The sequence below is a fragment of the Serratia sp. LACPHL-BACT-2024-00286 genome (genome assembly GCF_043109535.1).
Classification (GTDB): Bacteria; Pseudomonadota; Gammaproteobacteria; order Enterobacterales; family Enterobacteriaceae; genus Serratia; species Serratia sarumanii.
Genome location: NZ_JBICNA010000001.1, coordinates 1,067,332 through 1,092,877, shown reverse-complemented (window position 1 = coordinate 1,092,877; position 25,546 = coordinate 1,067,332). Strand labels below are relative to the sequence as shown.

At 60.2% G+C, this 25,546-nt stretch carries 26 protein-coding genes; 16 read left to right on the top strand and 10 right to left on the bottom strand.

The window, feature by feature from the left end:
* Nucleotides 1-2 precede the first annotated feature (2 nt).
* Complete coding sequence (gene ihfA / locus ACF8MC_RS05145; protein ID WP_004931414.1) at nt 3-299, top strand: integration host factor subunit alpha; 297 nt, start codon at nt 3-5, stop codon at nt 297-299.
* A gap of 185 nt (nt 300-484) precedes the next feature.
* On the opposite strand, the gene ACF8MC_RS05140 is transcribed toward ihfA, so the two are convergent.
* A complete protein-coding gene (locus ACF8MC_RS05140) occupies nt 485-616 on the bottom strand; it encodes a hypothetical protein (RefSeq protein WP_033653919.1) in 132 nt (43 codons plus the stop codon).
* A gap of 232 nt (nt 617-848) precedes the next feature.
* Between ACF8MC_RS05140 and ACF8MC_RS05135 the strand changes: the two genes are divergently transcribed.
* The 15 genes from ACF8MC_RS05135 (at nt 849) to ACF8MC_RS05065 (ending at nt 16,259) form a co-directional block, all read left to right on the top strand.
* Nucleotides 849-1,265: a DUF2502 domain-containing protein gene (locus ACF8MC_RS05135; protein WP_039566415.1), complete on the top strand. Its 417-nt coding sequence runs from the start codon at nt 849-851 to the stop codon at nt 1,263-1,265.
* 178 nt (nt 1,266-1,443) lie between these two features.
* Complete coding sequence (btuC, locus tag ACF8MC_RS05130) at nt 1,444-2,451, top strand: vitamin B12 ABC transporter permease BtuC (RefSeq protein WP_033638330.1); 1,008 nt, start codon at nt 1,444-1,446, stop codon at nt 2,449-2,451.
* Between the two features lie 45 nt (nt 2,452-2,496).
* Nucleotides 2,497-3,048 (top strand): glutathione peroxidase, encoded by a 552-nt coding sequence (locus ACF8MC_RS05125; RefSeq protein ID WP_033638331.1) that lies wholly within the window; start codon nt 2,497-2,499, stop codon nt 3,046-3,048.
* A 5-nt stretch (nt 3,049-3,053) separates the two neighbouring features.
* Nucleotides 3,054-3,809 (top strand): vitamin B12 ABC transporter ATP-binding protein BtuD, encoded by a 756-nt coding sequence (gene btuD, locus ACF8MC_RS05120; protein WP_033638333.1) that lies wholly within the window; start codon nt 3,054-3,056, stop codon nt 3,807-3,809.
* A gap of 396 nt (nt 3,810-4,205) precedes the next feature.
* Nucleotides 4,206-5,360 carry a UDP-4-amino-4-deoxy-L-arabinose aminotransferase gene (arnB, locus tag ACF8MC_RS05115; protein ID WP_033653921.1) on the top strand — a complete coding sequence of 385 codons (1,155 nt, stop codon included), beginning with the start codon at nt 4,206-4,208 and terminating at the stop codon, nt 5,358-5,360.
* Complete coding sequence (arnC, locus tag ACF8MC_RS05110; RefSeq protein ID WP_194243198.1) at nt 5,317-6,327, top strand: undecaprenyl-phosphate 4-deoxy-4-formamido-L-arabinose transferase; 1,011 nt, start codon at nt 5,317-5,319, stop codon at nt 6,325-6,327. The genes arnB and arnC overlap by 44 nt, the downstream gene beginning before the upstream one ends.
* Complete coding sequence (gene arnA, locus ACF8MC_RS05105; protein WP_164105131.1) at nt 6,327-8,309, top strand: bifunctional UDP-4-amino-4-deoxy-L-arabinose formyltransferase/UDP-glucuronic acid oxidase ArnA; 1,983 nt, start codon at nt 6,327-6,329, stop codon at nt 8,307-8,309. Before arnC ends, arnA begins: the two co-directional genes overlap by 1 nt.
* Entirely contained in the window at nt 8,306-9,211 is a 906-nt protein-coding gene (arnD, locus tag ACF8MC_RS05100; protein ID WP_164105107.1) for a 4-deoxy-4-formamido-L-arabinose-phosphoundecaprenol deformylase, read from the top strand. The genes arnA and arnD overlap by 4 nt, the downstream gene beginning before the upstream one ends.
* A complete protein-coding gene (gene arnT / locus ACF8MC_RS05095; protein ID WP_164105108.1) occupies nt 9,208-10,872 on the top strand; it encodes a lipid IV(A) 4-amino-4-deoxy-L-arabinosyltransferase in 1,665 nt (554 codons plus the stop codon). The genes arnD and arnT overlap by 4 nt, the downstream gene beginning before the upstream one ends.
* Complete coding sequence (arnE, locus tag ACF8MC_RS05090) at nt 10,869-11,213, top strand: 4-amino-4-deoxy-L-arabinose-phosphoundecaprenol flippase subunit ArnE (protein ID WP_074026490.1); 345 nt, start codon at nt 10,869-10,871, stop codon at nt 11,211-11,213. The genes arnT and arnE overlap by 4 nt, the downstream gene beginning before the upstream one ends.
* Complete coding sequence (arnF, locus tag ACF8MC_RS05085; protein WP_033638346.1) at nt 11,210-11,602, top strand: 4-amino-4-deoxy-L-arabinose-phosphoundecaprenol flippase subunit ArnF; 393 nt, start codon at nt 11,210-11,212, stop codon at nt 11,600-11,602. The genes arnE and arnF overlap by 4 nt, the downstream gene beginning before the upstream one ends.
* Nucleotides 11,603-11,778: 176 nt before the next feature.
* Entirely contained in the window at nt 11,779-12,243 is a 465-nt protein-coding gene (locus ACF8MC_RS05080; RefSeq protein ID WP_016927954.1) for an NlpC/P60 family protein, read from the top strand.
* 59 nt (nt 12,244-12,302) lie between these two features.
* Nucleotides 12,303-13,316: a lipoate--protein ligase A gene (locus tag ACF8MC_RS05075; protein ID WP_047571639.1), complete on the top strand. Its 1,014-nt coding sequence runs from the start codon at nt 12,303-12,305 to the stop codon at nt 13,314-13,316.
* 510 nt (nt 13,317-13,826) lie between these two features.
* Nucleotides 13,827-14,558, top strand: coding sequence for an EAL domain-containing protein (locus tag ACF8MC_RS05070; RefSeq protein WP_033646308.1), 732 nt, complete (start codon nt 13,827-13,829; stop codon nt 14,556-14,558).
* A gap of 258 nt (nt 14,559-14,816) precedes the next feature.
* The gene (locus ACF8MC_RS05065) at nt 14,817-16,259 is read left to right on the top strand and encodes a protein adenylyltransferase SelO (RefSeq protein WP_041034872.1); all 1,443 of its coding nucleotides are present in this window, start codon (nt 14,817-14,819) and stop codon (nt 16,257-16,259) included.
* A 37-nt stretch (nt 16,260-16,296) separates the two neighbouring features.
* On the opposite strand, the gene ACF8MC_RS05060 is transcribed toward ACF8MC_RS05065, so the two are convergent.
* The 9 genes from ACF8MC_RS05060 to ACF8MC_RS05020 all read right to left on the bottom strand — a co-directional run bounded on the left by ACF8MC_RS05060 (nt 16,297) and on the right by ACF8MC_RS05020 (nt 25,196).
* The gene (locus tag ACF8MC_RS05060) at nt 16,297-17,082 is read right to left on the bottom strand and encodes a heme ABC transporter ATP-binding protein (RefSeq protein ID WP_033646306.1); all 786 of its coding nucleotides are present in this window, start codon (nt 17,080-17,082) and stop codon (nt 16,297-16,299) included.
* Entirely contained in the window at nt 17,075-18,079 is a 1,005-nt protein-coding gene (locus tag ACF8MC_RS05055) for an iron ABC transporter permease (protein WP_164099055.1), read from the bottom strand. Before ACF8MC_RS05055 ends, ACF8MC_RS05060 begins: the two co-directional genes overlap by 8 nt.
* Entirely contained in the window at nt 18,079-18,909 is an 831-nt protein-coding gene (locus ACF8MC_RS05050; protein WP_033638352.1) for a hemin ABC transporter substrate-binding protein, read from the bottom strand. Before ACF8MC_RS05050 ends, ACF8MC_RS05055 begins: the two co-directional genes overlap by 1 nt.
* On the bottom strand, nt 18,906-19,943 hold the full coding sequence (locus tag ACF8MC_RS05045; RefSeq protein ID WP_049196148.1) for a hemin-degrading factor: 1,038 nt from the start codon (nt 19,941-19,943) through the stop codon (nt 18,906-18,908). The genes ACF8MC_RS05050 and ACF8MC_RS05045 overlap by 4 nt, the downstream gene beginning before the upstream one ends.
* Before the next feature lie 66 nt (nt 19,944-20,009).
* Nucleotides 20,010-22,052: a TonB-dependent hemoglobin/transferrin/lactoferrin family receptor gene (locus ACF8MC_RS05040; protein ID WP_164105109.1), complete on the bottom strand. Its 2,043-nt coding sequence runs from the start codon at nt 22,050-22,052 to the stop codon at nt 20,010-20,012.
* 94 nt (nt 22,053-22,146) lie between these two features.
* The gene (hemP, locus tag ACF8MC_RS05035) at nt 22,147-22,329 is read right to left on the bottom strand and encodes a hemin uptake protein HemP (protein ID WP_016927944.1); all 183 of its coding nucleotides are present in this window, start codon (nt 22,327-22,329) and stop codon (nt 22,147-22,149) included.
* A 171-nt stretch (nt 22,330-22,500) separates the two neighbouring features.
* Entirely contained in the window at nt 22,501-22,986 is a 486-nt protein-coding gene (locus tag ACF8MC_RS05030) for a glutathione peroxidase (protein WP_033646302.1), read from the bottom strand.
* 105 nt (nt 22,987-23,091) lie between these two features.
* Nucleotides 23,092-24,138 (bottom strand): 3-deoxy-7-phosphoheptulonate synthase, encoded by a 1,047-nt coding sequence (locus tag ACF8MC_RS05025; protein ID WP_049186319.1) that lies wholly within the window; start codon nt 24,136-24,138, stop codon nt 23,092-23,094.
* Between the two features lie 197 nt (nt 24,139-24,335).
* Nucleotides 24,336-25,196 carry a pyruvate, water dikinase regulatory protein gene (locus tag ACF8MC_RS05020; RefSeq protein WP_161764664.1) on the bottom strand — a complete coding sequence of 287 codons (861 nt, stop codon included), beginning with the start codon at nt 25,194-25,196 and terminating at the stop codon, nt 24,336-24,338.
* Nucleotides 25,197-25,546 lie beyond the last annotated feature (350 nt).

Below are 25,546 nucleotides of genomic sequence, written 5' to 3'. Positions count from 1 at the left end.
CTATGGCGCTTACTAAAGCTGAAATGTCAGAACACCTGTTTGAGAAGCTTGGGCTTAGCAAACGGGACGCCAAAGACCTGGTGGAACTGTTCTTTGAAGAGGTCCGTCGGGCCCTTGAGAATGGCGAACAGGTAAAACTGTCGGGTTTTGGCAACTTTGATCTGCGTGACAAGAACCAACGTCCGGGGCGTAACCCGAAGACCGGCGAAGACATTCCGATTACGGCGCGCCGCGTGGTGACCTTCCGTCCGGGGCAGAAGCTGAAAAGCCGGGTAGAAAACGCCAGCCCGAAAGGGTGAGTGACGTGTGATATCAAAAAAGGCCGCTTGCGCGGCCTTTTTCTTTTTTGGCATAAAATTCAGTTTATTCCTAATGGGCAATGTAAGAATTAAAATCCTGCGTTCAAACGCTACGGCGAAAGTTTATTTAAGCTCGATTTCGGAATATTCTTAACTCTTATTTGGTGAGTGGCATTGTTTTCGCTTCAATAACGGCCGTGATAATGGCCAGGGCCATCGCCACGGTGGCCGCCGCCCCAGTGCGGGCCCCAGCAGCAGGCGCTGAGGCTTGCTGTCAGGGCCACAACGGCCAGCAGGCTGCCTATACGTTTAATCATCTTATTCTCCTCCGATGGAAATTCGCTTAATTATAATTGCCACGCCGCTTGAGAGCCGTCAGTTATTCGTTAAGCCTTGTCAGCGGTTATGATAATTAAAGGCGAGGGCAAACAGTGTAGGGATTGTGTAAGGCCGTCGAAAACAATCTGAAAATAGGCATCGGTGAGATAGTGGTTAAATAAACGCGCTGATATAACCACTGCAGCAAGAAAAATAGAGTGAGAAGGTAAAATGAAAAAGATCCTGTTGCTGATGTGTTTCCCGCTGTTGCTGCCGCTGGCGGCGCAGGCCGATGTCTCTGTCGATATCAATGTGCCGGGCGTTTCTCTGCATCTGGGGGATCAGGACCGTCGCGGCTACTACTGGGATGGTTACGACTGGCGTCCACCGCAGTGGTGGCATGCGCATCAGGGCCGCGGTCTGGGTGAGCGCAATGCGCGCGGCATGTACTGGGACGGCGGCCGCTGGCAGCCATCGCCGCCGCGTGGCTACGATCACCGTGAGCCGGCACGCAGCGGCAATCCGTTCCGCGGCGATCGCGATAATCGCGACCACGAGCGCAATCATGACGATCGCGGTGCCTCCGACCGCCGCGATGACGGCCGCGGCCAGCCTTATCCACCGGGCAACGCCGGCCCGCATCGTTAACCCTGAGTTTATCGGCGGCTGGTTTTGCCATCATCGTTGCGATGACGGGCAAGGCCAGCCGCTGCTTTCCTGCGCCATCATCCACGCAAGGCTTCCCCTTGCGGCGTTAACCCCCTAATATTCGACTCAAACGTCAATTATCCGGCCACGACAGCGGCCGGCAGGGAACCGCCGCGCCATGCCAACCAGCCGTACCTTCACCTTATTGTTGCAACATCAACGCTACCGCGATAAACGCCAGATCGGTCTGTTGGCGCTGGGCGTGGCGGTGGCGTTGCTGTTCAGCCTTTGCGCCGGCGACCAATGGATATGGCCGTCAGAGTGGTTCAGCGATCGGGCGCAACTGTTCGTCTGGCAACTGCGTTTGCCGCGCGCGCTGGCGGTGATGCTGGTCGGTGCCGCCCTGGCGGTGGCGGGCGCGGTAATGCAGGCGCTGTTTGAAAACCCGCTGGCGGAGCCCGGTCTGCTGGGCGTCGCTAACGGCGCCGGCGTAGCGCTGGTGCTGACGGTGTTGTTGGGGCAGGGGTTGTTGCCGGTGGCGCTGATGAGCGCCGCCGCGATAGCCGGTGCGCTGGCGATGACCTTCCTGTTGCTGGGCTTCGCTCGCCGCCGACGTCTGACCAATGCGCGGCTGTTGCTGGTCGGCGTAGCGCTGGGCATCGTGTGCAGCGCGCTGATGACCTGGGCGGTCTATTTCAGCACCAGCCTCGATCTGCGGCAGCTGATGTACTGGATGATGGGCGGTTTCGGCGGGGTCGACTGGCGCCAAAAGTGGCTGGTGCTGGCGCTGCTGCCGGTGCTGCTGTGGTTGTGTGGCCAGGGCAAAGCGCTCAACCTGATGGCGCTGGGCGAGGTACAGGCGCGGCAACTAGGGCTGTCGCTGCATCTGTGGCGTAACCTGCTGGTGCTGGCGATCGGCTGGCTGGTCGGCGTCAGCGTGGCGCTCGCCGGGGTGATTGGCTTCGTTGGGCTGGTGATCCCGCATATCTTGCGGCTTATCGGCCTGACCGACCAACGCTATCTGTTGCCGGCCTGCGCGCTGGCCGGGGCCGGGGTGTTGCTGGTGGCCGATGTGGTTGCCCGCATTGCGCTGCTGGCGGCCGAGCTGCCGATCGGCGTGGTGACCGCCACGCTGGGGGCGCCGCTATTTATCTGGTTACTGACCCGGGCAAAAGGCGTAAGGTAGTTCTCTTCATTCACCTGCCATTACAAAACCAAAGGATGACAACCGATGAGCAAGCCAATCGACAACCTGCCGTTACAAACCATTGAAAATCAGCCGACCACGCTGGGCGCCTACCGGGGTAAGGTGTTGCTGGTGGTCAACGTGGCCTCGGAGTGCGGCCTGACCAAACAGTACGAAGGGCTGGAAGCGCTGTACGAAGCCTACCGCGATCAAGGGCTGGAAGTCCTCGGGTTCCCGTCCAATGAATTCCTGGGCCAGGAGCCGGGCAGCAACGAAGAGATCCTGGCGTTTTGCCGTGGCACCTTCGGCGTGCAATTCCCGATGTTCGCCAAGATTGAGGTGAACGGCGAACGCCGTCATCCGCTGTACCAGGCGCTGATTGCCGCACAGCCGGAGGCTGTCGCACCGCAGGGCAGCGAGTTTCTGGCGCGGATGACCAGCAAAGGGCGTGCGCCGAAGCACCCCGGCGATATTCTGTGGAACTTCGAGAAATTCCTGATCGCGCGCGACGGCACGGTGATCCAGCGCTTCTCGCCTGACACTACGCCGGAAGATCCGGCGCTGGTGGCGGCGGTGAAACAAGCGCTGGCAGGATAAGACAGATGCTGCAACTCGTTGAGGTTGGGGTGGCGGGGCGCCTGGCGCCTTTTTCGGCACAGATTGACGGCGGGTTGCAGGTTCACCTGATCGGCCCCAATGGCGCAGGGAAGAGCACCCTGTTGGCGCGGGTGGCGGGCATGCTGCCGGGGCTGGGCGAAATCTGCCTGGACGGACGCGCGTTGGCCGATTATCCGGGGAGCGAGCTGGCGCGCCGACGCGGCTATCTCAGCCAGCAACAGCCGCCGGTGTCGCTGATGCCGGTGTTTCAGTATTTGGCGTTGCACCGGCCTGCCGGCGCGGCGCAAACCGAAGTGGAGCACGCCATTCTCTATCTATGCCAGCGGTTGAAGCTGGTGGATAAGCTGTCACGCACGTTGACGCAGCTTTCCGGTGGCGAATGGCAGCGGGTGCGGCTGGCGGCGGTGTTGCTGCAGGTGTGGCCCAGCGTCAATCCGCACAGCCGATTGTTGTTGCTGGATGAACCGACCAATAGCCTGGATGTGGCGCAAAAGGTCGCGCTGGATCGCCTGCTGCGCGAATTCTGCCAAAGTGGGCGCAGCGCGCTGGTGTGCGCGCACGATCTGAATCATACCCTGCAGCAGGCCGATCGGGTTTGGTTGCTGCACGCTGGGCAGCTGGTGGCGCAGGGCATCACTCGTGAGGTGATGGCGCCCGACCTGTTGTCGCAGATCTATGAAGTGGATTTTCACCTGCAATGGGTGGGGAACCAGCGTTGGATCATGACGCGCACGGCTTAATTCGTCCCGGCAGCATAAATGTAAACGAAAACTAAACGTAGTGAATATAAATAGCCGGGTAATCATCGGCTATTATTGTTCCACCGCTCATTTTATCGTGGGTTTTATTGAAAAACGTCAATGACGTGCTAGGCTTGATTCGGCAAAAATAAAATAAGTAAATAATTATTAATATATATAGTAAATTGATTTTCATAGTAAATTTAAATTAATGATGACGGCACCTATCCATCAGTTCTCCCACTGATGACACGTCTCGTCTTAAGGTTTAGTTAAGCTTGCGGCCTTACATTGTCAGTTAATCCACGGAAACGATTCTTCTCTGGCGTTTAATATTCGTTAAACGAAAGGGATTTACAGTGTCATCAAAGCAGCTCGATACGTTTGGGGTTAACTATGGATCAATTTTTGCCTTTCTCTCGTCCGGCCATCGGCGATGAAGAAATCGCCGCGGTAGAGAAAGTGTTGCGTTCCGGTTGGATCACCACCGGGCCGCAAAACCAGCAACTGGAAAGTGACTTCTGCTCCACTTTCGGCTGTAAGCACGCCATCGCCGTCAGTTCCGCCACGGCGGGCATGCACATCACGCTGATGGCGCTGGGTATCGGCCCCGGCGACGAAGTCATCACCCCTTCGCAAACCTGGGTCTCCACCCTCAACATGATCGAGTTGCTGGGCGCCACGCCGGTGATGATCGACGTTGACCGTGATACGTTGATGGTCAGCGCCGCCGATGTCGAGGCTGCCATCACCCCGAACACCAAAGCGATTGTTCCGGTGCATTACGCCGGTGCTCCCCTGCAAATGGATGCGCTGCGCGCCGTAGCCGCACGCCATCGCTTGCCGCTGATCGAAGACGCCGCCCACGCGGTCGGCACGCGCTACAACGGCGAATGGGTCGGCGCACGCGGCACGGCGATTTTCTCTTTCCACGCGATTAAAAACGTGACCTGCGCCGAAGGCGGCCTGATCGCCACCGACGACGATGCGCTGGCGGATCGCCTGCGTTGCCTGAAGTTCCACGGTCTGGCCGTCGATGCCTTCGATCGCCAGCAGCTTGGCCGCAAACCGCAGGCCGAAGTGGTGGAGCCGGGTTACAAATACAACCTGTCCGACATTCATGCGGCGATCGCCGTGGTGCAACTGTCGCGCTTTGCTGAGCTGAACGCGTGCCGTAAGGCGCTGGCACAGCGCTACCTGAGCGCGCTGGAAGGCTCGCCGTTCCAACCGTTGGGCGTGCCGGATTATCCGCATGACCACGCCTGGCACCTGTTTATGGTCCGCGTCGATCCCGCGCGTTGCGGCATCGATCGCGACCAGCTGATGGAGCGCCTGAAAGAGGTTGGCGTCGGCACCGGGCTGCATTTCCGCGCCGCGCATACTCAGAAATTCTACCGTGAGCGTTATCCGCAGCTTTCTTTGCCGAATACCGAATGGAACTCGGCGCGGCTGTGCACCTTACCGCTATTCCCTGATATGACCGACGCCGACGTGGATCGCGTGGTCAATGCCTTGTCTTCTGTTGTGGAGTCTTTACGTGCCTCGCGTTGAACCGATTAAAAAAGTCTCGGTAGTCATCCCGGTATACAACGAGCAGGAAAGCCTGCCGGCGTTGCTGGAGCGGACTACTGCCGCCTGTAAGCAGTTATCTCAACCTTATGAAATCATCCTCGTCGACGATGGCAGCAGCGACAACTCCGCTGACATGCTGACTGCGGCGGCGGAAAAGCCGGATAGCCACGTGATCGCCGTCTTGCTGAACCGCAACTATGGCCAGCACTCGGCCATTATGGCCGGTTTCAATCAGGTGACCGGCGATCTGGTGATTACGCTGGACGCCGATCTGCAGAACCCGCCGGAGGAGATCCCACGGCTGGTCAGCGTGGCGGAAGAGGGCTATGACGTGGTGGGCACCGTGCGCGCCAACCGTCAGGACTCCTGGTTCCGCAAAAGCGCCTCGCGCGTAATCAACATGATGATTCAACGCGCCACCGGCAAGTCGATGGGGGACTACGGCTGCATGCTGCGCGCCTACCGTCGTCATATCGTTGAGGCGATGCTGCACTGCCATGAGCGCAGCACCTTTATCCCGATCCTGGCGAATACCTTCGCCCGCCGCACGACCGAGATCGACGTGCGTCACGCCGAACGCGAGTTTGGTGACTCCAAGTACAGCCTGATGAAGCTGATCAACCTGATGTATGACTTGATCACCTGCCTGACCACCACGCCGCTGCGTTTGCTCAGCGTGGTCGGCAGCATCGTGGCGCTGTCCGGGTTTGTGCTGGCGCTGGTGCTGATAGCGCTGCGTCTGCTGCTCGGCCCTGAATGGGCCGCCGGCGGCGTGTTCACCCTTTTTGCCGTCCTGTTCACCTTTATCGGCGCCCAGTTTGTCGGCATGGGGCTGCTGGGTGAATACATCGGCCGCATCTATACCGACGTGCGCGCGCGTCCTCGCTATTTTGTTCAGAAAGTGGTCGGTGCACAGCAGGGCCACAATACTCAGGAAGAAGAATGATGAAAGCTATTGTATTTGCTTACCATGATATTGGCTGCGCCGGTCTGAAAGCGCTGACTGAGGCGGGTTATGACGTGCAGGCCGTGTTCACGCACACCGACGACCCTGGCGAGAACAACTTCTTCTCCTCCGTGGCCCGTTTGGGCGCCGAATTGGATCTGCCGGTCTATGCGCCAGAGGACGTAAACCATCCGCTGTGGGTTGACCGCATTCGCGCACTGCAGCCGGACGTGATCTTCTCGTTCTATTACCGCCACATGCTGAGCGACGAGATCCTGTCGCTGGCACCGCAGGGCGGTTTCAATCTGCACGGTTCGCTGCTGCCGCGTTACCGTGGCCGTGCGCCGGTGAACTGGGCGCTGGTGAACGGCGAAACCGAAACCGGCGCCACGCTGCACAAGATGGTGAAACGCCCGGACGCCGGCGACATCGTCGGGCAGCAAAAAGTGGCCATCGCCGACAGCGATACCGCGCTGACGCTGCACAAAAAAGTGCTGGAAGCCGCGCAGATCGTGTTGAAAGAGCAACTGCCGAAGCTGAAGAACGGCACCGCCACCTTCACCAAGCAGGATGAGTCCCAGGCCAGCTACTTCGGCCGCCGCAGCGCGGCGGACGGCGAGATCCTGTGGCACAAATCCGCCCAAGAGATCAACAACCTGGTGCGCGCCGTCACCGAGCCGTACCCGGGGGCGTTCAGCTACCTCGGCCAGCGCCAGCTGATCGTCTGGCGCTCTCGCGTGCTGGATACCCAACACGATAAGCAGCCGGGCACCGTGCTGAGCACCTCGCCGCTGGTCATCGCCTGTGGCGAAGGCGCGCTGGAGATCGTCGCCGGTCAAAACGACAGCGGTCTGTACGTGCAGGGCAGCCGCCTGGCGCAGGAAATGGGCATCGTCACCGACGTGCGTCTGGCCGCCAAGCCGAACGCCGCGATGAAACGCCGCACCCGCGTACTGATCCTCGGGGTCAACGGCTTCATCGGCAACCACCTGACCGAGCGCCTGCTGCGCGACGATCGCTACGACATCTACGGTCTGGATATCGGCTCTGACGCCATCAGCCGCTTCCTCGACAACCCGCGCTTCCACTTCGTGGAAGGCGACATCAGCATCCACTCCGAGTGGATCGAGTATCACATCAAGAAATGCGACGTGGTGCTGCCGCTGGTGGCGATCGCGACGCCGATCGAATACACCCGTAACCCGCTGCGCGTGTTCGAGCTGGACTTCGAAGAGAACCTGAAGATCGTTCGCGACTGCGTGAAATACAACAAGCGCATCATCTTCCCGTCCACCTCTGAAGTGTACGGCATGTGCGACGACAAAGAGTTCGACGAAGACCATTCGCGCCTGATCGTTGGGCCGATCAACAAGCAGCGCTGGATCTACTCGGTCTCCAAACAGCTGCTGGATCGGGTGATCTGGGCTTACGGCGCCAAAGAAGGTCTGAAGTTCACGCTGTTCCGTCCGTTCAACTGGATGGGGCCGCGCCTGGATAACCTGGACGCGGCGCGCATCGGTTCTTCCCGCGCCATCACCCAGCTGATCCTCAACCTGGTGGAAGGTTCGCCGATCAAACTGATGGACGGCGGCGCGCAGAAACGTTGCTTCACCGACATCAACGACGGCATCGAAGCGCTGTTCCGCATCATCGAGAACCGCGACGGCCTGTGTGACGGCCAGATCGTCAACATCGGCAACCCGACCAACGAAGCGAGCATTCGCGAGCTGGCGGAAATGCTGCTGGAAAGCTTCAACAACCACCCGTTGCGCGACCGCTTCCCGCCGTTTGCCGGCTTCAAGGACGTGGAGAGCAGCAGCTATTACGGTAAAGGTTACCAGGACGTCGAGCACCGCACGCCGAGCATCAAAAATGCTCACCGCCTGCTGGGCTGGCAGCCGAACATCGAGATGAAGCAAACCATCGCCGATACGCTGGACTACTTCCTGCGCACTACCGTTCAGGAAGGGAACGGTGCATGAAGAAAGTCGGTCTGCGGGTTGATGTAGATACCTTCAGCGGCACCCGTGAAGGGGTGCCGCAGTTGCTGGATCTGTTCGAAAAGTACGACATTCAGGCCAGCTTCTTCTTCAGCGTGGGACCGGACAACATGGGGCGCCATCTTTGGCGCCTTTTGCGTCCGAAATTTTTGTGGAAAATGCTGCGTTCGAACGCCGCCTCGCTGTACGGTCTGGACATTCTGCTGGCCGGCACCGCCTGGCCGGGGCGCAACATTTCACGCGCGCTGGGGCCGCTGATGAAGCGCACCGCCGAAGCCGGCCATGAGGTCGGGCTGCACGCCTGGGATCACCAGGGGTGGCAGGCCAGGGTCGGCAAGTGGAGCGAGGCGCAGCTGACCGAACAGGTACAGCTGGGCGTCGACGCCCTGAGCGCCAGCACCGGCCAGCCGGTGAAATGCTCCGCCGTGGCGGGCTGGCGCGCCGATACGCGCGTGCTGGAGGTCAAACAACGCTTCGGCTTCCATTACAACAGCGATTGCCGCGGCACCCATCCGTTCCGTCCGGTGCTGAGCGACGGGCGCCACGGTACGGTGCAGATCCCGGTGACGCTGCCGACCTTCGATGAAGTGATTGGCAGCGAAGTCAGCATGGCCGACTTCAACGACTATATTCTGCGCGCCATCGAGAACGATCGCGGCGTGCCGGTGTACACCATTCACACCGAAGTGGAAGGCATGTCGCAGGCGGCGATGTTCGAACAGTTATTGCAACGCGCACAGCTGCAGGGCATCGAATTCTGTCCGCTGAGCGCGCTGTTACCGCAAGATTTGGCGTCACTGCCGTTGGGCCGCATCAAGCGCGCTCCTTTCCCCGGCCGCGAAGGTTGGCTGGGCTGTCAAACCGATGTGAAGGACGTTACATGAAGGCGCTAAAAGGATCCTGGGCCATTGTGCTGGCCGTTTTTTTTGCTCTGGTTTACCTGATCCCGCTTAACGGCCGCCTGCTGTGGCAGCCGGATGAGACGCGTTATGCCGAGATCAGCCGTGAAATGCTGCAGCGCGGCGATTGGGTCGTGCCGCACCTGCTGGGGCTGCGCTATTTCGAAAAGCCGGTGGCGGGTTACTGGTTCAATAACATCAGCCAGTGGCTGTTTGGCGAAAACAACTTTGCGGTGCGTTTCGGCTCGGTGTTCAGCACCGGCATGACCGCGCTGCTGGTGTTTGCGCTGGCGATGCTGATGTGGCGCAATGCGCGCCGCGCCAGCCTGGCGGCGCTGATGTTCCTGTCGATGGTGCTGGTGTTCAGCATCGGCACCTACAGCGTGCTGGATCCGATGATCTCGCTGTGGCTGGCGGCGGCGATGGTCAGTTATTACCTGACGCTGAAAGCCACCTCGGTCAAAGGCAAGCTGGGCGCTTACGCGTTGCTGGGCCTGGCCTGCGGCATGGGCTTTATGACCAAGGGCTTCCTGGCGCTGGCGGTGCCGGTGATCGCGGTGATCCCGATCGTCATTCAGCAACGCCGCATCAAGGATCTGCTGTGCTATGGCCCGGTGGCGATCGTGACCGCTACGCTGCTCAGCCTGCCGTGGGCGCTGGCGATCGCGCAACGTGAACCCGATTTCTGGAATTACTTCTTCTGGGTCGAGCATATTCAGCGTTTCGCCGAAGATAACGCCCAGCACAAGGCGCCGTTCTGGTATTACCTGCCGGTCCTGCTGGCGGCGGTGCTGCCGTGGCTGGCGCTGCTGCCTGGTGCGCTGCTCAAGGGTTGGCGCGAGCGCGTACAGCGTCCGGAGCTGTTCTTCCTGCTGAGCTGGGTGCTGATGCCGCTGATCTTCTTCAGCATCGCCAAAGGCAAGCTGCCGACCTACATTCTGCCGTGCATGGCCCCGCTGGCGCTGCTGATGACCGCCTATGCGGAAGACTACGCCGCCACGCTGCGCGCCAGGCTGTTCAAGGCCAACGCCTGGCTGAACGGCCTGTTCGGCCTGATCGGCATCGTGGCGCTGGTGGTGTTGAGCGCCGGTCTGCTGCCGAAGGCACATCTGTTTACTCCGCAGGAGTGGCCGAAACTGGTGCTCGGCCTGATCGCTTTCGGCGGCTGGCTGCTGTTCGCGCTGGTTTCCGTACGCGACAACGGCCGCCAATGGCGCTGGGCGGCGGCTTGCCCGGTGCTGCTGTGCCTGGTGATCGGTTACGCCATCCCGCAACAGGTGACCGATTCCAAACTGCCGCAAAACTTTGCCCGCGCCACGATGGCCGAACTGAGCGACAGCCGCTATGTGTTGAGCGACAGCGTCGGGCTGGCAGCCGGCCTGGCCTGGGAGCTGAAGCGTAGCGACGTGCTGATGTACAGCCAGAAAGGCGAGGTGGCCTATGGTCTGGAGTACCCGGACGCCAAGGGGCACCTGATCAGCGATGCCGACTTCCCGCAGTGGCTGGCGCAGGCGCGCAAGCAGGGGAACGTGTCGCTGGTGCTGCAGCTGTCCCGTGGCGAAGCGCTGCCGCAGGAACTGCCCGCCGCAGACAAGGTGGATCGCATGAACCGCCTGGTGCTGATGTGGTATAAACAGCAACCATGATGGGTTTTCTGTTGGTGATTGTGGTCAGCCTGCTCACCTGTGGTGGGCAGCTGTGCCAGAAACAGGCGGCGCACTGTTGGGAACGGGGGGACGAGGCGCGGCTGAAGCTGACGCTGCGCTGGTTGGCGCTGGCGGTGCTGCTGCTGGGGCTGGGCATGGCGGTGTGGCTCAATGTGCTGCAACGCCTGCCGCTCAGCCTGGCTTACCCGATGCTCAGCCTGAACTTCGTGATGGTGACGCTGACGGCGCGCTGGCTGTTTCATGAGCCGACGACCGCCCGCCACTGGTGCGGCGTAGCGTCGATTATGTTGGGGATCCTGCTGATGAGCGTGCATTCATGAGGGGCTATGCCTGGGGCGCCGCCAGCGTGTTGCTGGTGACGTTGGCGCAGTTGCTGATGAAGTGGGGCATGGTGCAAATCCCGCTGATGTCGTTCGCCGACGTCTCGCTGGCGCTGATCGGCGGCTACTGGCTGCCGCTGCTGGCGGTGGGCGGCGGCATCTGCGGTTATGCGCTGTCGATGCTGTGTTGGTTCTTTGCGCTGCGCCACCTGCCGTTAAACCGCGCTTATCCTCTGTTGAGCGTCAGTTACGCGCTGGTCTATCTGGCGGCGGTGATCCTGCCGTGGTTCAACGAGTCCGCTACGCTGCTGAAAACGCTGGGCACGCTGTTTATTCTGTTCGGCGTCTGGCTGATTAACAGCAAGTCCGAGACTAAATCGCCGGAATAGGGCCAAAACCGGCGATCCTGTCATTATCTCCCTTATGGCGCTTGCCTTTTTCCCCGTGCGGGAGATAAATTAACGCCAAATAGCGCTCTCCTTACGTGGTGCCGGCTTTGCCTCGCAGGCGGTGTGGTGGTGTACCGGATGGCATAATGCGGCAACGTGTTCAATGAAGGGATATTATGCGGATGCGTGTGTGGTTTTTATTAGCCAGTTTGATCCTCGCCGGGTGCAGCAGCCATGCGCCGCCGCCCAGCGGCCGCCTGGCGGACTCTATCGTGGTGGTGGCCCAGCTCAATGAGCAGCTGCGCCAGTGGTACGGCACGCCATACCGTTACGGCGGCCTGGATCGGGGCGGCGTAGATTGTTCCGGCTTTGTTTACCGCACGTTCCGCGATCGCTTCGACATGCAACTGCCGCGTTCGACCGAAGAACAGACCTCGCTGGGCACCAAGGTCTCACGCGATGAGCTGATGCCGGGCGATCTGGTGTTTTTCAAAACCGGCGGCGGTGAGAACGGCCTGCACGTCGGCATTTACGATACCAACGACCAATTTATCCACGCGTCGACCAGCCGCGGGGTGATCCGCTCCTCGCTCGATAACGTCTACTGGAAGCGGGTGTACTGGCAGGCGCGACGCATTTAGCCTTAACCCATTGATTTGGTGTATCATGGCGGCATCTCATGTTTTGGACGGTGCCTGCCATGAACAGCCTGCGTTTACTGATCTCCGACTCCTACGATCCCTGGTTCAACCTGGCGGTGGAAGAGTGCATCTTCCGCGAAATGACCACGCAAAAAATTCTCTTCCTGTGGCGCAATGCCGAAACGGTGGTGATTGGCCAGTCGCAGAACCCCTGGAAAGAGTGCAACACCCGGCGCATGGAGCAGGACGGCATTCGGCTGGCGCGGCGCAGCAGCGGCGGCGGGGCGGTATTTCACGACCTGGGCAACACCTGTTTCACCTTTATGGCCGGCAAGCCGGGCTACGACAAGAGCGTCTCGACCGACATCATTCTGCAAGCGCTGCGGCAACTGGGCGTTGCGGCCGGCGCGTCGGGGCGCAACGATCTGGTGATGGAAACCGCCGACGGGCCGCGTAAAATATCCGGCTCGGCCTATCGAGAAACCCAGGATCGCGGTTTCCACCACGGCACGCTGCTGCTGAACGCCGACCTGGAACGGCTGGCGAACTACCTCAATCCGGATCCCAAAAAGCTGCAGGCCAAGGGCATCACCTCGGTGCGTTCACGCGTCGCCAATCTGGCGGAGTTTTTGCCGGGCATCAGCCATGAGCAGGTATGCGACGCCATCGTGCAGGCTTTCTTCGCCCACTATGGCGAAACGGCCGAGCCGGAGATCATTTCGCCGGACGTGTTCCCCGATCTGCCCGATTTTGCCGCGCAGTTCGCCAAACAAAGCAGCTGGGAATGGAATTTCGGCAAGGCGCCAGCATTCAGCCACTTGCTTAACGAGCGCTTTGTCTGGGGCGGCGTAGACCTGTTCTTCGATGTGGAGAAGGGGGCTATCGTTCGCGCGCAGGTGTTCACCGACAGCCTTAATCCCGCCCCGCTGCAGCGGCTGGCGGATATGCTGGTGGGCTGCCCGTATCGAAGCGAGCCCGTTGCCGCCTGCTGTGACCGACTAATGGCGGATTATCCGCAGCAGGCGGCCGAATTAGCCGAACTGCGGCAATGGTTGAGTGAAACGATCCGTTAGCGAAGGCCTGGTGATGAAGGGATGAGCGTGCTCATCCCTTTTTTTATCGCTGAAATCGACGTTTTGCACGGCGGTAGCGCAGATTTTCTGAAAATCAAGGTGGGCATTTTTTTGCGTTTTCAATGCCGAGAATAACGGGCGGAATTGATGCGTTATTAAATTTAATCAGTCATCGTTAACGGCAGGAAAAATCGGCGTTAAGGCGGGAAGATTATTTTACTTTATTTAAGATTTTTCTTAAATAAAACAAAGGAGATAAGTCAAATTTGGCCGTCAATCCATTCCACTTAAGCCAAATACCTTTTCACATAACGCGTTTGGCGGGCGCCATGGCATAAGTTAGGCTGCTTTTCTTTGCGCCTTTCACGATTGTCGTATAGCTTTAATCTATCAATTAAATGATATTTCATGGGTATTTACATTGATATTTCCGATTAATCCTAGAGGGATTGATCGATAAAATATATTGATATACGATGATACGCTAGCCATTCATCCTGTGGCATTAAAATGAACATCCAACTCGAAGCTGACTTTATTAGTAGCTATGTTTTTCAACCTGTTTACTCAATGGAGGGCGGGCTGTTGGCGGTGGAAATGTTGAGCCGATTCAACAGTCTCGACGGTGATTTAGCCATGCCGGCCGAAATTGGGATTAATTTATTGGCGCCTGAACAAAGGATTGAGTTATTTAATGAGCAACTGAAACTTGCGGAGCAGCATGCGGCTTGGTTTACCGGTAACAACGTGCAGTTGACCATCAATATCGAAGAAACCATCGTTGAGCTTATTCTTTCCGATTCGGCGTTGTGCCAACGGATCGGGCAATATCCTTTTATTGCATTTGAAGTGAGTGAGAGTTTTCCGAATCTTTCGGCCGGGAAGAACAACCCGAGCGTGCGGCGATTAAGCGAAATGTTTACGCTGTGGCTCGATGATTTCGGTTCCGGTAAAGCCACGCTGACCGCGTTGTACGATGGTTTGTTTGACTACGTAAAGATAGACAAGCGTTTTTACTGGCAGCTGTTTACCCATCAGGGATATGACGTGGTCATCGACTCGTTGTTAAAGAATATCAACCTGTTATGTAAAGGCGTGATCGTCGGAGGAATAGAGAAAAAAGAGTATTTTAATAAACTCAGGTACGCCGGTGTTTTAGGTCTGCAAGGTTTTTTATGGCCCAGCGTTGGTGTGGATAATCTGCAAGCTTTGCTGGCGACGCCCAGCGAGTTCAATAATTAAGAAGTGATATAAAAAATTACACACAATGAGGTAAATCATGCGCGGAATGAGGTTACCGTGATTCCGCTACCGTTATTGATCCTCGTTGTTGGGCTGATAACACCGTTTATCAGCCGGCATTAAACCCGCGCTTCCTCAGCCAGGCGGAACGCTAAACTCCCCGCATCCGTCCTGACGACAGGCGGATGCGTTCTCCCTGCATTCCTTCGGTGTTAATCCGCTCGTTCAGGCTCTACACTACGCTGAAACGGAGGGCCTATGCCGCAGTTCGATAACGCTTACTACCAACAGTTACCCGGCTTCTACACCGCTCTGAACCCGACGCCGCTCAAGGATGCGCGCCTGCTGTACCACAGCGAGCCGCTGGCGCGCGAGCTGGGGCTGGATGAAAGCTGGTTTACTCAGGATAAAACCCCGATTTGGGCGGGAGAAACGCTGCTGCCGGGCATGCAGCCGCTGGCGCAGGTGTACAGTGGCCACCAGTTCGGCGTGTGGGCCGGGCAGTTGGGCGATGGCCGCGGCATTTTGCTTGGCGAACAGGTTCTGGCGGACGGCAGCCACCGCGACTGGCACCTGAAGGGCGCCGGGCTTACGCCGTATTCGCGCATGGGGGACGGCCGCGCGGTGCTGCGTTCGGTTATCCGCGAGTTTCTGGCCTCTGAGGCGCTGCACCATTTGGGGATCCCCACCACCCGAGCGTTGACCATCGTCACCAGCAGGCAGCCGGTATTCCGCGAGCAGCCGGAACGCGGTGCCATGCTGATGCGGGTGGCGGAAAGCCACGTGCGCTTCGGCCACTTCGAACACTTTTACTACCGTAAACAGCCGGAGCAGGTACGGCAGCTGGCGGATTTCGTCATTGCCCGTCACTGGCCGCAGCTGCAGGATCAGGCCGAGCGCTACCTGTTGTGGTTTACCGACGTGGTCGAACGGACGGCGCGCCTGATCGCCCATTGGCAAACCGTCGGTTTCGCGCACGGCGTGATGAACACCGACAACATGTCGATTCTCGGTATCACCATCGATTACGGCCCTTACGGTTTCCTTGACGACTACCAGCCCGGCTATATCTGCAACCATTCCGATCACCAGGGGCGTTACGCCTTCGACAATCAGCCGGCGGTGGCGTTGTGGAACCTGCATCGTCTGGCGCAGACCCTATCGGGGCTGATGACCACCGAACAGCTGCAGCAGGCGCTGGCGGCGTATGAGCCGGCGCTGATGCGCGCCTATGGCGAACAGATGCGCGCCAAACTCGGCTTCTTCACGCCGACGGCGCAGGACAACGACGTGCTCACCGGTCTGTTGAGCCTGATGGCGCAGGAAGGGCGGGACTATACCCGCACGTTCCGCCTGTTGAGCGAGACCGAACAGCAGCAGGCGCAGTCGCCGCTGCGCGACGAGTTTATCGATCGCGCGGCGTTCGACGCCTGGTATCAGCAGTATCGTCAGCGTTTGCAACAGGAGCAGGTGAGCGATGCGGAGCGGCAACGGGCGATGAAGGCGGTGAATCCGCGGCTGATCCTGCGCAACTATCTGGCGCAGCAGGCGATTGAGGACGCGGAGAAAGACGACGTGGGCCGTTTGCAGCGATTGCATCAGGCCCTGCTGCGGCCGTTCGACGATGTGCCGGAGTATGACGATCTCGCCGCGCTGCCGCCGGACTGGGGCAAGCACCTGGAGATTTCCTGCTCCAGCTGAGATGAAGAAAGGGCGCTTGATAGCGCCCTTAAATTTTTTATTGGCGCAGGTAGACCTGCGGCAGCGACACTTCGGGATGATGCACCACGCCGAGATCGGCCTGATACCAGCGGGTGAGGATCTCCGTTTGCAACACTTCCTGCGGCGTGCCGCTCGCCACCAACCGCCCCTGATGCAACAGCAGGATCCGATCGGCGTACAGCGCGGCCAGATTGAGATCGTGCAGCACGCAGCAGACGCCCAGCGGCTGTTGGCGCGTCAGTGAGCGCAGCAGGCGCAGGGTGTGCTGCTGGTGATACAGATCCAGCGCCGAGGTCGGTTCGTCGAGGAACAGCCAGGCGGGGGACGGCTGCGGTTGCCACAGCTGCGCCAACACTCGCGCCAGCTGCACCCGCTGTTGTTCACCGCCGGACAGCTGGCGGTAGTCGCGCTGCGCCAGCGCCAGGCAGTCGGTTTGCGCCATCACCTGTTGGATCGCCTGATGCTCGTCGCGTTTGCCGTGCGGCGAACGCCCCATGCTGACCACTTCTTCCACGCTGAACGGAAACGCCAAATCGCTGTACTGGCGCATCACGGCCCGGACTTTGGCCAACTGTTGCGGCGCCCAGTGTTCCAGTGGGCGGTCAAGCAGCCGACATTCGCCGCAGTCCGGCGTCAAATAGCCGGTCAGCAAGCGCAGCAGCGTCGACTTGCCGGCGCCGTTAGGGCCGATAATCGCCACCATTTCACCGCCGGCAAGGCTGAGCGAAACGTCGTTGATCAACCGGCGCGTACCGAGGCTGTAACGCAGCTCCCGGGCTGTCAGGCAGGCGGCGTTATCCACCGGCTCGCTCCCGCTGGCGCATCACCAGCCACAAGAAATAGGGACCGCCGATCAGGCTGGTCATCAGCCCCACCGGCATTTCGGCCGGCGCCACCAGCGTGCGCGCCAGCGTATCGCTGACCAGCAGCAGGCAGGCGCCGCCCAGCGCGGAGCAGGGCAGCAGCCAGCGGTGATCGCCGCCGAGGCGCATGCGCACCAGATGCGGCACCACCAGGCCGACAAAGCCGATCACGCCGCTCATCGCTACCGCCGCGCCGATCAGCAAGGCGCTCAACAACAGCAGCTGCAGCTTGGCGCGCTGGACGTTCACCCCGAGGTAGTGGGCCTCTTCGTCCCCCAGCTGCAACAGGTTCAGCCGGCGCGCCTGCAGCAGCGTCAGCAGCGCCGCAGGCAGGATCAGCGAGGCGGAAACCGCCAGGGTCGGCCACTGCGACTGGCTGAGGCTGCCCATCATCCACAGCGAGAACTGGCGCAGCTGTTGATCGCTGCTGACGTAAGAGAGCACGCCGATGGCCGCCATGCACAGGGCGTTGATGGCGATGCCCGCCAGCAGCAGCCGCGACAGATTGCCGTGCCCGCTGCGGCTGATGCCGTAGATCAACAATGACACCAGCAGGCTGCCGAGGAACGCCGCCAGCATATGACCGTACAGCGCGATCGTCATCGGCAACGCCAGCGGCATCACGATGAACAGCGCGACAAACAGCGCGCCGCCGCTGCTGATGCCCAGCAGGCTAGGATCCGCCAGCGGGTTGCGGAACAGCCCTTGCATCACGGCGCCGGATACCGCCAGCGCGCAGCCGATCACCACCGCCAGCAGCACGCGCGGCAGGCGAATGTTCAACCAGATGTGCCAGGCTGCGTCGCTGAAGGGCTCGCGCCATAGGGTGCGAAACGACAGCGTCAGCGCGCCCAGGTTGGCGGCGACCAGCGCCAGCAGCGTCAGCAGCACCAGCAGACCGATGATGGCCAGCTGAGGCGAGGTGCGACAGCGCATTACTTTTGCTCCGCCGCGTGGCGCAGCTTGGCCAGCGCCGCCGGCGTTTCCAGACCGAAGCCCAGCAGCGCCATGTCATCGACGATCAGCACGCGGCGCTGCTTGCCTGCCGGCGTCAACGCCAGGCCCGGCAGCGTCCACAGCTGCTGTTCGCCGCCGAGGGTGCGCACGCCGTCGGTGGTGACCAGCAACAGATCCGGCGCGCTGGCGATGACGCCTTCCTGCGACAGCGGCCGGTAGCGGTCAAAGCCCTGCATGGCGTTTTTCAGACCGGCGGCGGCAATCACCGCGTCGGCGGCGGTGTGTTGCCCGGCGGCCATCGGCGTAATGCCGCCGTGGCTCATCACGAACAGCACCTTGACCGGCAGCGGGGAGGTATCCACCGCCGCCAGCTGTTGTCGATAGCGCTCGCTCAGCTGTTTGCCTTGCTCAACGCGCTGCAGCGCGGCGGCGATCGTAGCGATTTTCTGCGGCACCGCCTGCAGGGTGGTGTCACCCGGCACGCTGACCACGTTGACACCGCTGTCCGCCAGCTGTTTGAGCACCAGCGCCGGCTGTGCCAGCTCGGTCGTCAGCACCAGAGTCGGCTTCAGCGCCAAAATGCCTTCGGCGTTCAGCTGGCGCATATAGCCGACGTCCGGCAGCTTTTTCACCGCTTCCGGATGCAGACTGGTGCTGTCGCGGGCGATCACCTCGTCGCCGGCGCCGAGCGCGAAGGCGATTTCCGTCACGTCGCCGCCGATCGAGACGATGCGCTGCGCCGCTGCGGCGGTGAGCGGCAGCGCCAGCGACATCATCAACGCCAGGCGGCGGATCAAGGAAGATTTCATGCGGCGATGTCCTTGGCGGCGAGCGCGGCAACCTGCTCGCGCCACTGGGTTTGTTCCGGCTGGCCTTCGGTGCGCTGGCCATACAGCTGCGCAATCTGCGTGCCGTCGGCGGCGAACAGCTCCAGGCTGGTGACGATGCCGTCCTTGGTCGGTTTGCGGGTGATCCAGCTTTCGGCGATGGCGTCTTCAATCAGGTGCAGCGTGAAGCGGCGGTTGAACACGTTGATCCAGCCTTCCTGCGGCATCAAACGTTCGATCTGGCCGGTGAAGATCTGCACGCAGCCGCGGTTGCCGACGAAGATCATGATCTCGTTTTGCTGTTGCTGCGCCGCTTCGAGCAGCTGCGACAGCGCGCTATTGTCCACCTGGTAGGCCAGATCGTTGCCGACGGCGCGGAAGGCCTGTTGGCGCGTCAGCTTGTTGCGGCTCAGCAGCTGGAAGAACTGGTGAACGTCGGTCATCGCGCGCCACTCACCGTCGATTTTGGCATGATCCTGCGTCGTTTCATCGGTGGTTGCCGCCTCGGCGGGCTGCAGCGCCAGCGCCGGGTTTTCTTCGCTCAGGTGGCGCTCCACCAGCGCCATCCAGGCCGGCAGATCGGTTTCCTCGGTGGTGTAGACCTTGTGCAGCGCATCGCCCTGTTGGTCGAAGAACTGAATGCTGTGGCGCACGCCGCGCTTGTTGGTTTCGCTCATGGCGAAGACGCTGGTCCAGTGGTTGAGGAACAGGCGCAGATCCAGCTCGCGTGGGTTGAGGATCAGCCCGGCGTGGCCGTTGAGGTGCTGGTTGCGGTAGCGGCCCATCTGCTCATGCACCGCATAGCTGTTGCGGGTGATGGACTTGGTGACACCGACCTGCTCAAGCTCGGTCAGCAGGGTGCGCGCGTCGGCCTGCAGGCGGCGGGTGTCGTGGCCGACGCGGGCGTGCGTCAGCTCCGCTTCGCTGACGCCGAGGATCGCCGCCAGATCGCGGGCGTATTTACCGGGGTGATCGATTTTAGCCTGTTGGTAGCGTTCGTATAGGGTGTTGCTCATGCGGGATTCTCCTGCGCTGTAATGCGAACGGCGGACAACCGGGTTGTCCGCCAGATAGTCAAATGATTACCACTGGTAGCTGACCAGCAGTTTGGCGTTGCGGCCATCCTGCGGGACGCCCTGCGGCGAGTAATATTCCTTGTCGAAGGCGTTGCCCAGCACCACGGTGGTGGTCATGCCCTGCAGCCGATCGCGGCCCTTGTAGCTCAGATAGAAGTCGTTGACGCCATAGCCGCCTTGTTCCGAGTAGGTGGCGGGCACTCGCTTGGCGCGTTCGGCGAAGGTGGCGACCCAGCCGGCGGACAGACCGGTTTCGCCCAGCGGCACGTCCAGCGAGCTGGTAACGGTATCCGGGCTGATGTCGGCCAGCCAATCGCCGCTTTTCGCGTTCAGCTCGCCATTGCGAGACTTGTCCTTGCCGCGTGTACGGTTGTAAGCCAGATCCCAGTTAAACCACTTGGTCTGATAGTTCAGCGAGGTGTCCCAACCCCAAATTTTGGCGCGAGAGATATTCGCTGAGGCGGTCTGCGTGCGAGTGACATACATGAAGATGTAGTCTTTGGCATCGGTATCGAAGTAACTGGCCTTGAATTGCAGGCTGTCATCCGCCAACAGCAGATCGTCGAAGCGCAGCCCGAAACCGGCTTCGGTGGTGCTGGTGGTTTCCGGCCGCAGATTAGGATTGGGTACCCAATAGTTGCCGGGGAAGTGGCGCGAATCGTTGTACATCTCGCCCATGGTCGGGGCACGGAAGGCCTGGGAATAGGAACCGAACAGCATCAGCCAGTCGGTCGGCGAGTAGCTCAGGGCTCCGCGGGACGACCATTTGTCGGCCTTGACGTCTTCGTGGCCCTGGCTGCTGCCTTTGTAATCGTCGTAGCGCGTGCCTGCCAGCACGGTGATCGGAATGTCGCGCAGCGTAATTTCATCCTGTAGCCAGCCGGAGGCGAAGTTGATCTTGGCCTGCGGGAAGCTGGTGGTGGCGCCGCCCGGCTGCTGTTTCTGTTCATAGACCTCGGAGCCGTAGGTCAGCAGGTGTGACGCAAAGCTGTCGGCGAACAGGCGCGTGCGGTTTTCCAGCTTGCCGCCGTTGGTGGTCTGCTTGCGGAATTCGTCGGTCGCGCCGGCGTTGTGTGCATTGATTTTGACTTCCGAGGTGTACAACTTGGCGGTGGCGTCCAGCCAATCCTGGCCGACTGGCTTGAGTTTATAGCTCAATGCCGCATCGCGCTGGATGGTCGAGCGGTTGGTCATCGGGTTGCCGCTCGAGCTGCCCGGCGTCTGCGGATTTTTCGGCTCTTGAGCGCTGTTGTTGTAGTAGCGCAGATCGCCGCTCAGCGACTGATTGTCGTCGATCTTCCAGGTGCCTTTGGCCAACACGTTGCTGATGGTTTCGTCGTTAGGCGCATCGAAGCCGTTGCCCTGACGCAGATCGCCGACGTCGCGGGTGCCAAACGACAGCAAACCGTCGAGGTTATCGGTCTTGCCGTAGGCGCTGGCGCCCATGCCCAGGCTGTGATCGCCGGTGCCGGCGGTGCCGTAGACGCGGAACCCGCTATCGTGGCCCGGCAGCAGCAGATCGGCGGCATCAACGGTCTCATAGGCGATAACGCCGCCCAGCGCGCCGCTGCCGTACAGCAACGCGGAGGGACCGCGCACGATTTCAATGCGTTTCACCAGCGCCGGATCGAGGAAGGTGCCGCCGATATGGCCGGTATCGGTCCCCTGGCGGATGCCGTCGACCAGCGTCAGCACACCGTTTTTGCCGTAGCCACGCATCGTCACGTCCTGGCCGTTGCTGCGCCCGGTGCCGTTGACGGTGATGCCCGGCACGCGGCGCAGCATATCGGCGGCCGAGGTGGCGGTCTGGCTTTCCGGCGAGTTGCCTTCGATGACCGTGACCATCATCGGCGCTTCAAAGCTGCTGCGCTGGTTGCCGGTGGCGACCACGGTCATGGTCTCGTCGGCGGCTTTGGCTTTTTTGGCCGGCGCCGCGTTGGAAGAGGATGTTGTGCTGGTGTTTTGTGCCAAGGCCACCGTAGGCAGAGCGCAGGCAATCGCCAGACTCAAAGCGGAAAAACGCAGCCGGGTGGAAAATGTCAGAGGCATGGTGCAACTCTCCGTATGTAATAAAACATATCAATAGATTTGCTGGCTGCCTGGATCAAAAGATCGGGGTGGCTGGCGTTTGAGGGTTCTGTGGTTATTTGGTCAGGATCAATTTCCCGGCTTTGGTCTGCCGCAGCTGATAGCGCTGGCCCTGATGGGTAATGAACGCGATGCCGTCGGCGCCGAGCAGCTGTGCGCTGTCGTAGCTGGGCGGCGCGTTTGCGCTGTGCTCGGTCGGGGCCGCGGCGGCGGGGGTAGGCGTGTTGGCAGTATCCATTATCATTGTGCTTATAAAACAGACCATTAAATGGTAATTAATATCAAACTGAGAATCATTATCATGTGAAGGAAAGGTTACATCAAGGAAAATTTTCTTACCGATGGAACCTTTTTGTCGAATGGACATCCGGCGGCGGGCCGGGCGTACCCGGCCCGTAAAAAAGGGGCGTTATTTCAGCAGGGTTTCGATGCGGTCAAACAGGCGTTCGGGTTTGGTGATCGGCGCAAAGCGCGTGACGCGCTGGCCGTCGGCGGTGAGCAGGAACTTGGTGAAATTCCATTTGATGCGGCGGCTGCCCAGAATGCCGGGCGCCAGGCGTTTCAACTCATTGAACAGCGGGTGCGCGCCGGGGCCGTTAACGTCTATCTTGCTGAACAGCGGGAAACTGACGCCGTAGTTGAGGCTGCAAAAGTTGGCGATCTCCAGCGGGCTGCCCGGCTCCTGAGAACCAAACTGGTTGCAGGGGAAGCCGAGCACCACCAGGCCGCGTTCGCGATAGTATTGCCACAAATTTTCCAGCCCGCGGTATTGCGGGGTGAAGCCGCACTTGCTGGCGGTGTTGACCACCAGATAAGCGCGCGCCGGGTAATCGCCCAGCGTTTTTTGCTCGCCCTGCAGCGTGACGCAGGGGATGGATAACAGAGAGTGAATCATGCCGTGGCTCCAGGTGCGTTTCGGCGGGTGATAAAGCGTTGCAATCAGTATAGATGAGCGGGACAGAAGGGATAAAGCCGGGGCGAGGCCCCGGCCTGCGTTGCGTCAGAAACGGCTATCGACCGCATCCGCCAGCATCGCCAGCAACTGTTCGCTGTCGGACCAGCTCAGGCAAGGATCGGTGATTGACTGGCCATAGGTCAGCGGCTGGCCGGCGACGATCTTCTGCGTGCCTTCCACCAGGAAGCTTTCCGCCATCACGCCGGTGATGGCGGCGGAGCCGGCGCGGATCTGTTGGCAGACGTTGTCGGCCACTTCCAGCTGGCGGCGGTGCATTTTCTGGCAGTTGCCGTGGCTGAAGTCGATCACCAGGTGTTCCGGCAGATCGAACTCGCGCAGGCTGTCGCAGGCGGCGGCGATGTCGCTGGCGTGATAGTTCGGCGTTTTGCCGCCGCGCATGATGATGTGGCCGTACGGGTTGCCGCTGGTCTGGTAGATGGTCATTTGGCCATGTTTGTCCGGCGACAGGAACATGTGCCCGGCGCGCGCCGCGCGAATGGCGTCGATGGCGATGCGGGTGTTGCCGTCAGTGCCGTTTTTGAAGCCGACCGGGCAGGAGAGCGCCGAGGCCATTTCACGGTGGATCTGGCTTTCGGTGGTGCGCGCGCCGATGGCGCCCCAGCTGATCAGATCGGCGATGTATTGGCCGACCACCATGTCCAGGAATTCGGTGGCGGTTGGCAGGCCGAGCTGGTTCACTTCCAGCAGCAGGCGGCGCGCCATTTCGATGCCGCGGTTGACCTGGAAGGTGCCGTCCAGCGCCGGATCGGATATCAGGCCTTTCCAGCCGACGACGGTGCGCGGTTTTTCGAAATAGGTGCGCATCACGATCTCCAGGCGATCCTGGTAGCGTTCGCGCAGGGCGTTCAACCGGCCGGCGTAATCGACGGCGGCGTCGAGATCGTGGATGGAGCAGGGGCCGATCACCACCAGCAGGCGGCGGTCTTCACCGGTGAGGATTTTTTCAATGCGTTTTCGTGACGCGGTCACGTTGTCGGCGACGGCCGCCGAGATCGGCAGCTTGTCCGCCAACGCTTGCGGCGTGACGAGGCTGTCGATGCGCGCGGTCCGCAGTTCATCTGTTTTGTACATGTTGTTCCCTGGAAACTGTTCTTCTCTGCGGCAGGAGTGCCGGGAAGTGATGGCGCTCACAATAACGCAAAAAGCGCTGAATTCAACCGTAGAGATTGTGTTCTGTTGATCAAAGCCGCGAAAAAAAGCACAAAAAAATCAGCGGCTGCTGAAATAAACGGCAGGTGGCGGGGCGCGGCGGCCCCGCGAGGAAAAGGTCAGAACATGCGGCGGCTCATGCCGAGGATGTCGAGGATTTTGGTGGAGATCTCTTCGACCGAATAGTTGGTGGTATTGAGGTAGCGGATCTGATTTTTGCGGAACAGCGCCTCGACTTCGGCGATCTCCATACGGCACTGGCGCAATGAAGCGTAACGGCTGTTTTCACGCCGTTCCTCGCGGATCGCCGCCAGGCGTTCCGGATCGATGGTCAGGCCGAATAATTTATGCTGAAACGGTTTCAGCGAGGCCGGCAGGTGCAAATTGTCCATATCGTCGGCGATAAACGGGTAGTTGGCGGCGCGGATGCCGAACTGCATCGCCAGATAAAGGCTGGTGGGGGTTTTGCCGCAGCGCGACACGCCGAGCAGGATCACCTGCGCCTGATCGAGGTTGCGCAGCGAAATGCCGTCGTCGTGCGCCAGCGTATAGTCGATGGCGGCAATGCGCGCGTCGTACTTGCCGAGGTTGCTGGCGGTCAGACCGTGGGTGCGGTTCGGCACCGGCGTCGGCTCCACTTCCAGCTCGCCCTGCAGCGGGCCGACCAGCGCCTGCACGATATCCTGGCAGAAGCCCTGGCTCTGCACGATCACATCGCGCACTTCCGGCGAGATGATGGAGTAAAACACCAGCGGCCGCACGCCGGTTTCATTATAGATATCATCGATTTGTTGGCGAACTGCGCGAGCGCGCACCTCGGTTTCGACAAACGGCAGGGTATAGGTGGTCGCCGTGACCGGGAACTGCGACAGCACCGCGTGTCCCAGCACTTCGGCGGTGATCGCCGTACCATCCGAAATATAAAAAACGCTTCTTTCCACCCGAGGCTCCTTACCTGAAAACGGTGTTACTGCTGTCATCACTGTCAATATCATGAGCCGCAGACGATCCGCCGGTAAAGGGGCGAGGGGAAAAATTGTGACGGCGGGGCGGTAAAGCGCCTTGCGGCGGCGCGTGAAGAAAAGCGCGTTTTGCCGGCGGTAAAAATCGCGGCGCGGCGACGCTTTTCGATCCGAAACGTAAATTTGCCGCTATTTTCACCAAAAACGGTAGCGTTTGCGTGGTCATTAAAACAGAAGTTTAAAAAGAGCGTAATTTGTTGAGAACTAAGCTTTTCGTGCGATTGGGAACGGTTCCCAGGCAAATCAGCCGGTTAGGACATTCTCTTAAAAACCACTTTCTTCAGTGGGTTGATCGATTCACCTTTCCA

What these genes read in the sequence shown, in the direction of transcription:
- ihfA (WP_004931414.1), top strand. Translation starts at nt 3, where the DNA reads ATGGCGCTTACTAAAGCTGAAATGTCAGAACACCTGTTTGAGAAGCTT.
- ACF8MC_RS05140 (WP_033653919.1), bottom strand. Translation starts at nt 616, where the DNA reads ATGATTAAACGTATAGGCAGCCTGCTGGCCGTTGTGGCCCTGACAGCA.
- ACF8MC_RS05135 (WP_039566415.1), top strand. Translation starts at nt 849, where the DNA reads ATGAAAAAGATCCTGTTGCTGATGTGTTTCCCGCTGTTGCTGCCGCTG.
- btuC (WP_033638330.1), top strand. Translation starts at nt 1,444, where the DNA reads ATGCCAACCAGCCGTACCTTCACCTTATTGTTGCAACATCAACGCTAC.
- ACF8MC_RS05125 (WP_033638331.1), top strand. Translation starts at nt 2,497, where the DNA reads ATGAGCAAGCCAATCGACAACCTGCCGTTACAAACCATTGAAAATCAG.
- btuD (WP_033638333.1), top strand. Translation starts at nt 3,054, where the DNA reads ATGCTGCAACTCGTTGAGGTTGGGGTGGCGGGGCGCCTGGCGCCTTTT.
- arnB (WP_033653921.1), top strand. Translation starts at nt 4,206, where the DNA reads ATGGATCAATTTTTGCCTTTCTCTCGTCCGGCCATCGGCGATGAAGAA.
- arnC (WP_194243198.1), top strand. Translation starts at nt 5,317, where the DNA reads ATGCCTTGTCTTCTGTTGTGGAGTCTTTACGTGCCTCGCGTTGAACCG.
- arnA (WP_164105131.1), top strand. Translation starts at nt 6,327, where the DNA reads ATGAAAGCTATTGTATTTGCTTACCATGATATTGGCTGCGCCGGTCTG.
- arnD (WP_164105107.1), top strand. Translation starts at nt 8,306, where the DNA reads ATGAAGAAAGTCGGTCTGCGGGTTGATGTAGATACCTTCAGCGGCACC.
- arnT (WP_164105108.1), top strand. Translation starts at nt 9,208, where the DNA reads ATGAAGGCGCTAAAAGGATCCTGGGCCATTGTGCTGGCCGTTTTTTTT.
- arnE (WP_074026490.1), top strand. Translation starts at nt 10,869, where the DNA reads ATGATGGGTTTTCTGTTGGTGATTGTGGTCAGCCTGCTCACCTGTGGT.
- arnF (WP_033638346.1), top strand. Translation starts at nt 11,210, where the DNA reads ATGAGGGGCTATGCCTGGGGCGCCGCCAGCGTGTTGCTGGTGACGTTG.
- ACF8MC_RS05080 (WP_016927954.1), top strand. Translation starts at nt 11,779, where the DNA reads ATGCGGATGCGTGTGTGGTTTTTATTAGCCAGTTTGATCCTCGCCGGG.
- ACF8MC_RS05075 (WP_047571639.1), top strand. Translation starts at nt 12,303, where the DNA reads ATGAACAGCCTGCGTTTACTGATCTCCGACTCCTACGATCCCTGGTTC.
- ACF8MC_RS05070 (WP_033646308.1), top strand. Translation starts at nt 13,827, where the DNA reads ATGAACATCCAACTCGAAGCTGACTTTATTAGTAGCTATGTTTTTCAA.
- ACF8MC_RS05065 (WP_041034872.1), top strand. Translation starts at nt 14,817, where the DNA reads ATGCCGCAGTTCGATAACGCTTACTACCAACAGTTACCCGGCTTCTAC.
- ACF8MC_RS05055 (WP_164099055.1), bottom strand. Translation starts at nt 18,079, where the DNA reads ATGCGCTGTCGCACCTCGCCTCAGCTGGCCATCATCGGTCTGCTGGTG.
- ACF8MC_RS05050 (WP_033638352.1), bottom strand. Translation starts at nt 18,909, where the DNA reads ATGAAATCTTCCTTGATCCGCCGCCTGGCGTTGATGATGTCGCTGGCG.
- ACF8MC_RS05045 (WP_049196148.1), bottom strand. Translation starts at nt 19,943, where the DNA reads ATGAGCAACACCCTATACGAACGCTACCAACAGGCTAAAATCGATCAC.
- ACF8MC_RS05040 (WP_164105109.1), bottom strand. Translation starts at nt 22,052, where the DNA reads ATGCCTCTGACATTTTCCACCCGGCTGCGTTTTTCCGCTTTGAGTCTG.
- hemP (WP_016927944.1), bottom strand. Translation starts at nt 22,329, where the DNA reads ATGGATACTGCCAACACGCCTACCCCCGCCGCCGCGGCCCCGACCGAG.
- ACF8MC_RS05030 (WP_033646302.1), bottom strand. Translation starts at nt 22,986, where the DNA reads ATGATTCACTCTCTGTTATCCATCCCCTGCGTCACGCTGCAGGGCGAG.
- ACF8MC_RS05025 (WP_049186319.1), bottom strand. Translation starts at nt 24,138, where the DNA reads ATGTACAAAACAGATGAACTGCGGACCGCGCGCATCGACAGCCTCGTC.
- ACF8MC_RS05020 (WP_161764664.1), bottom strand. Translation starts at nt 25,196, where the DNA reads ATGACAGCAGTAACACCGTTTTCAGGTAAGGAGCCTCGGGTGGAAAGA.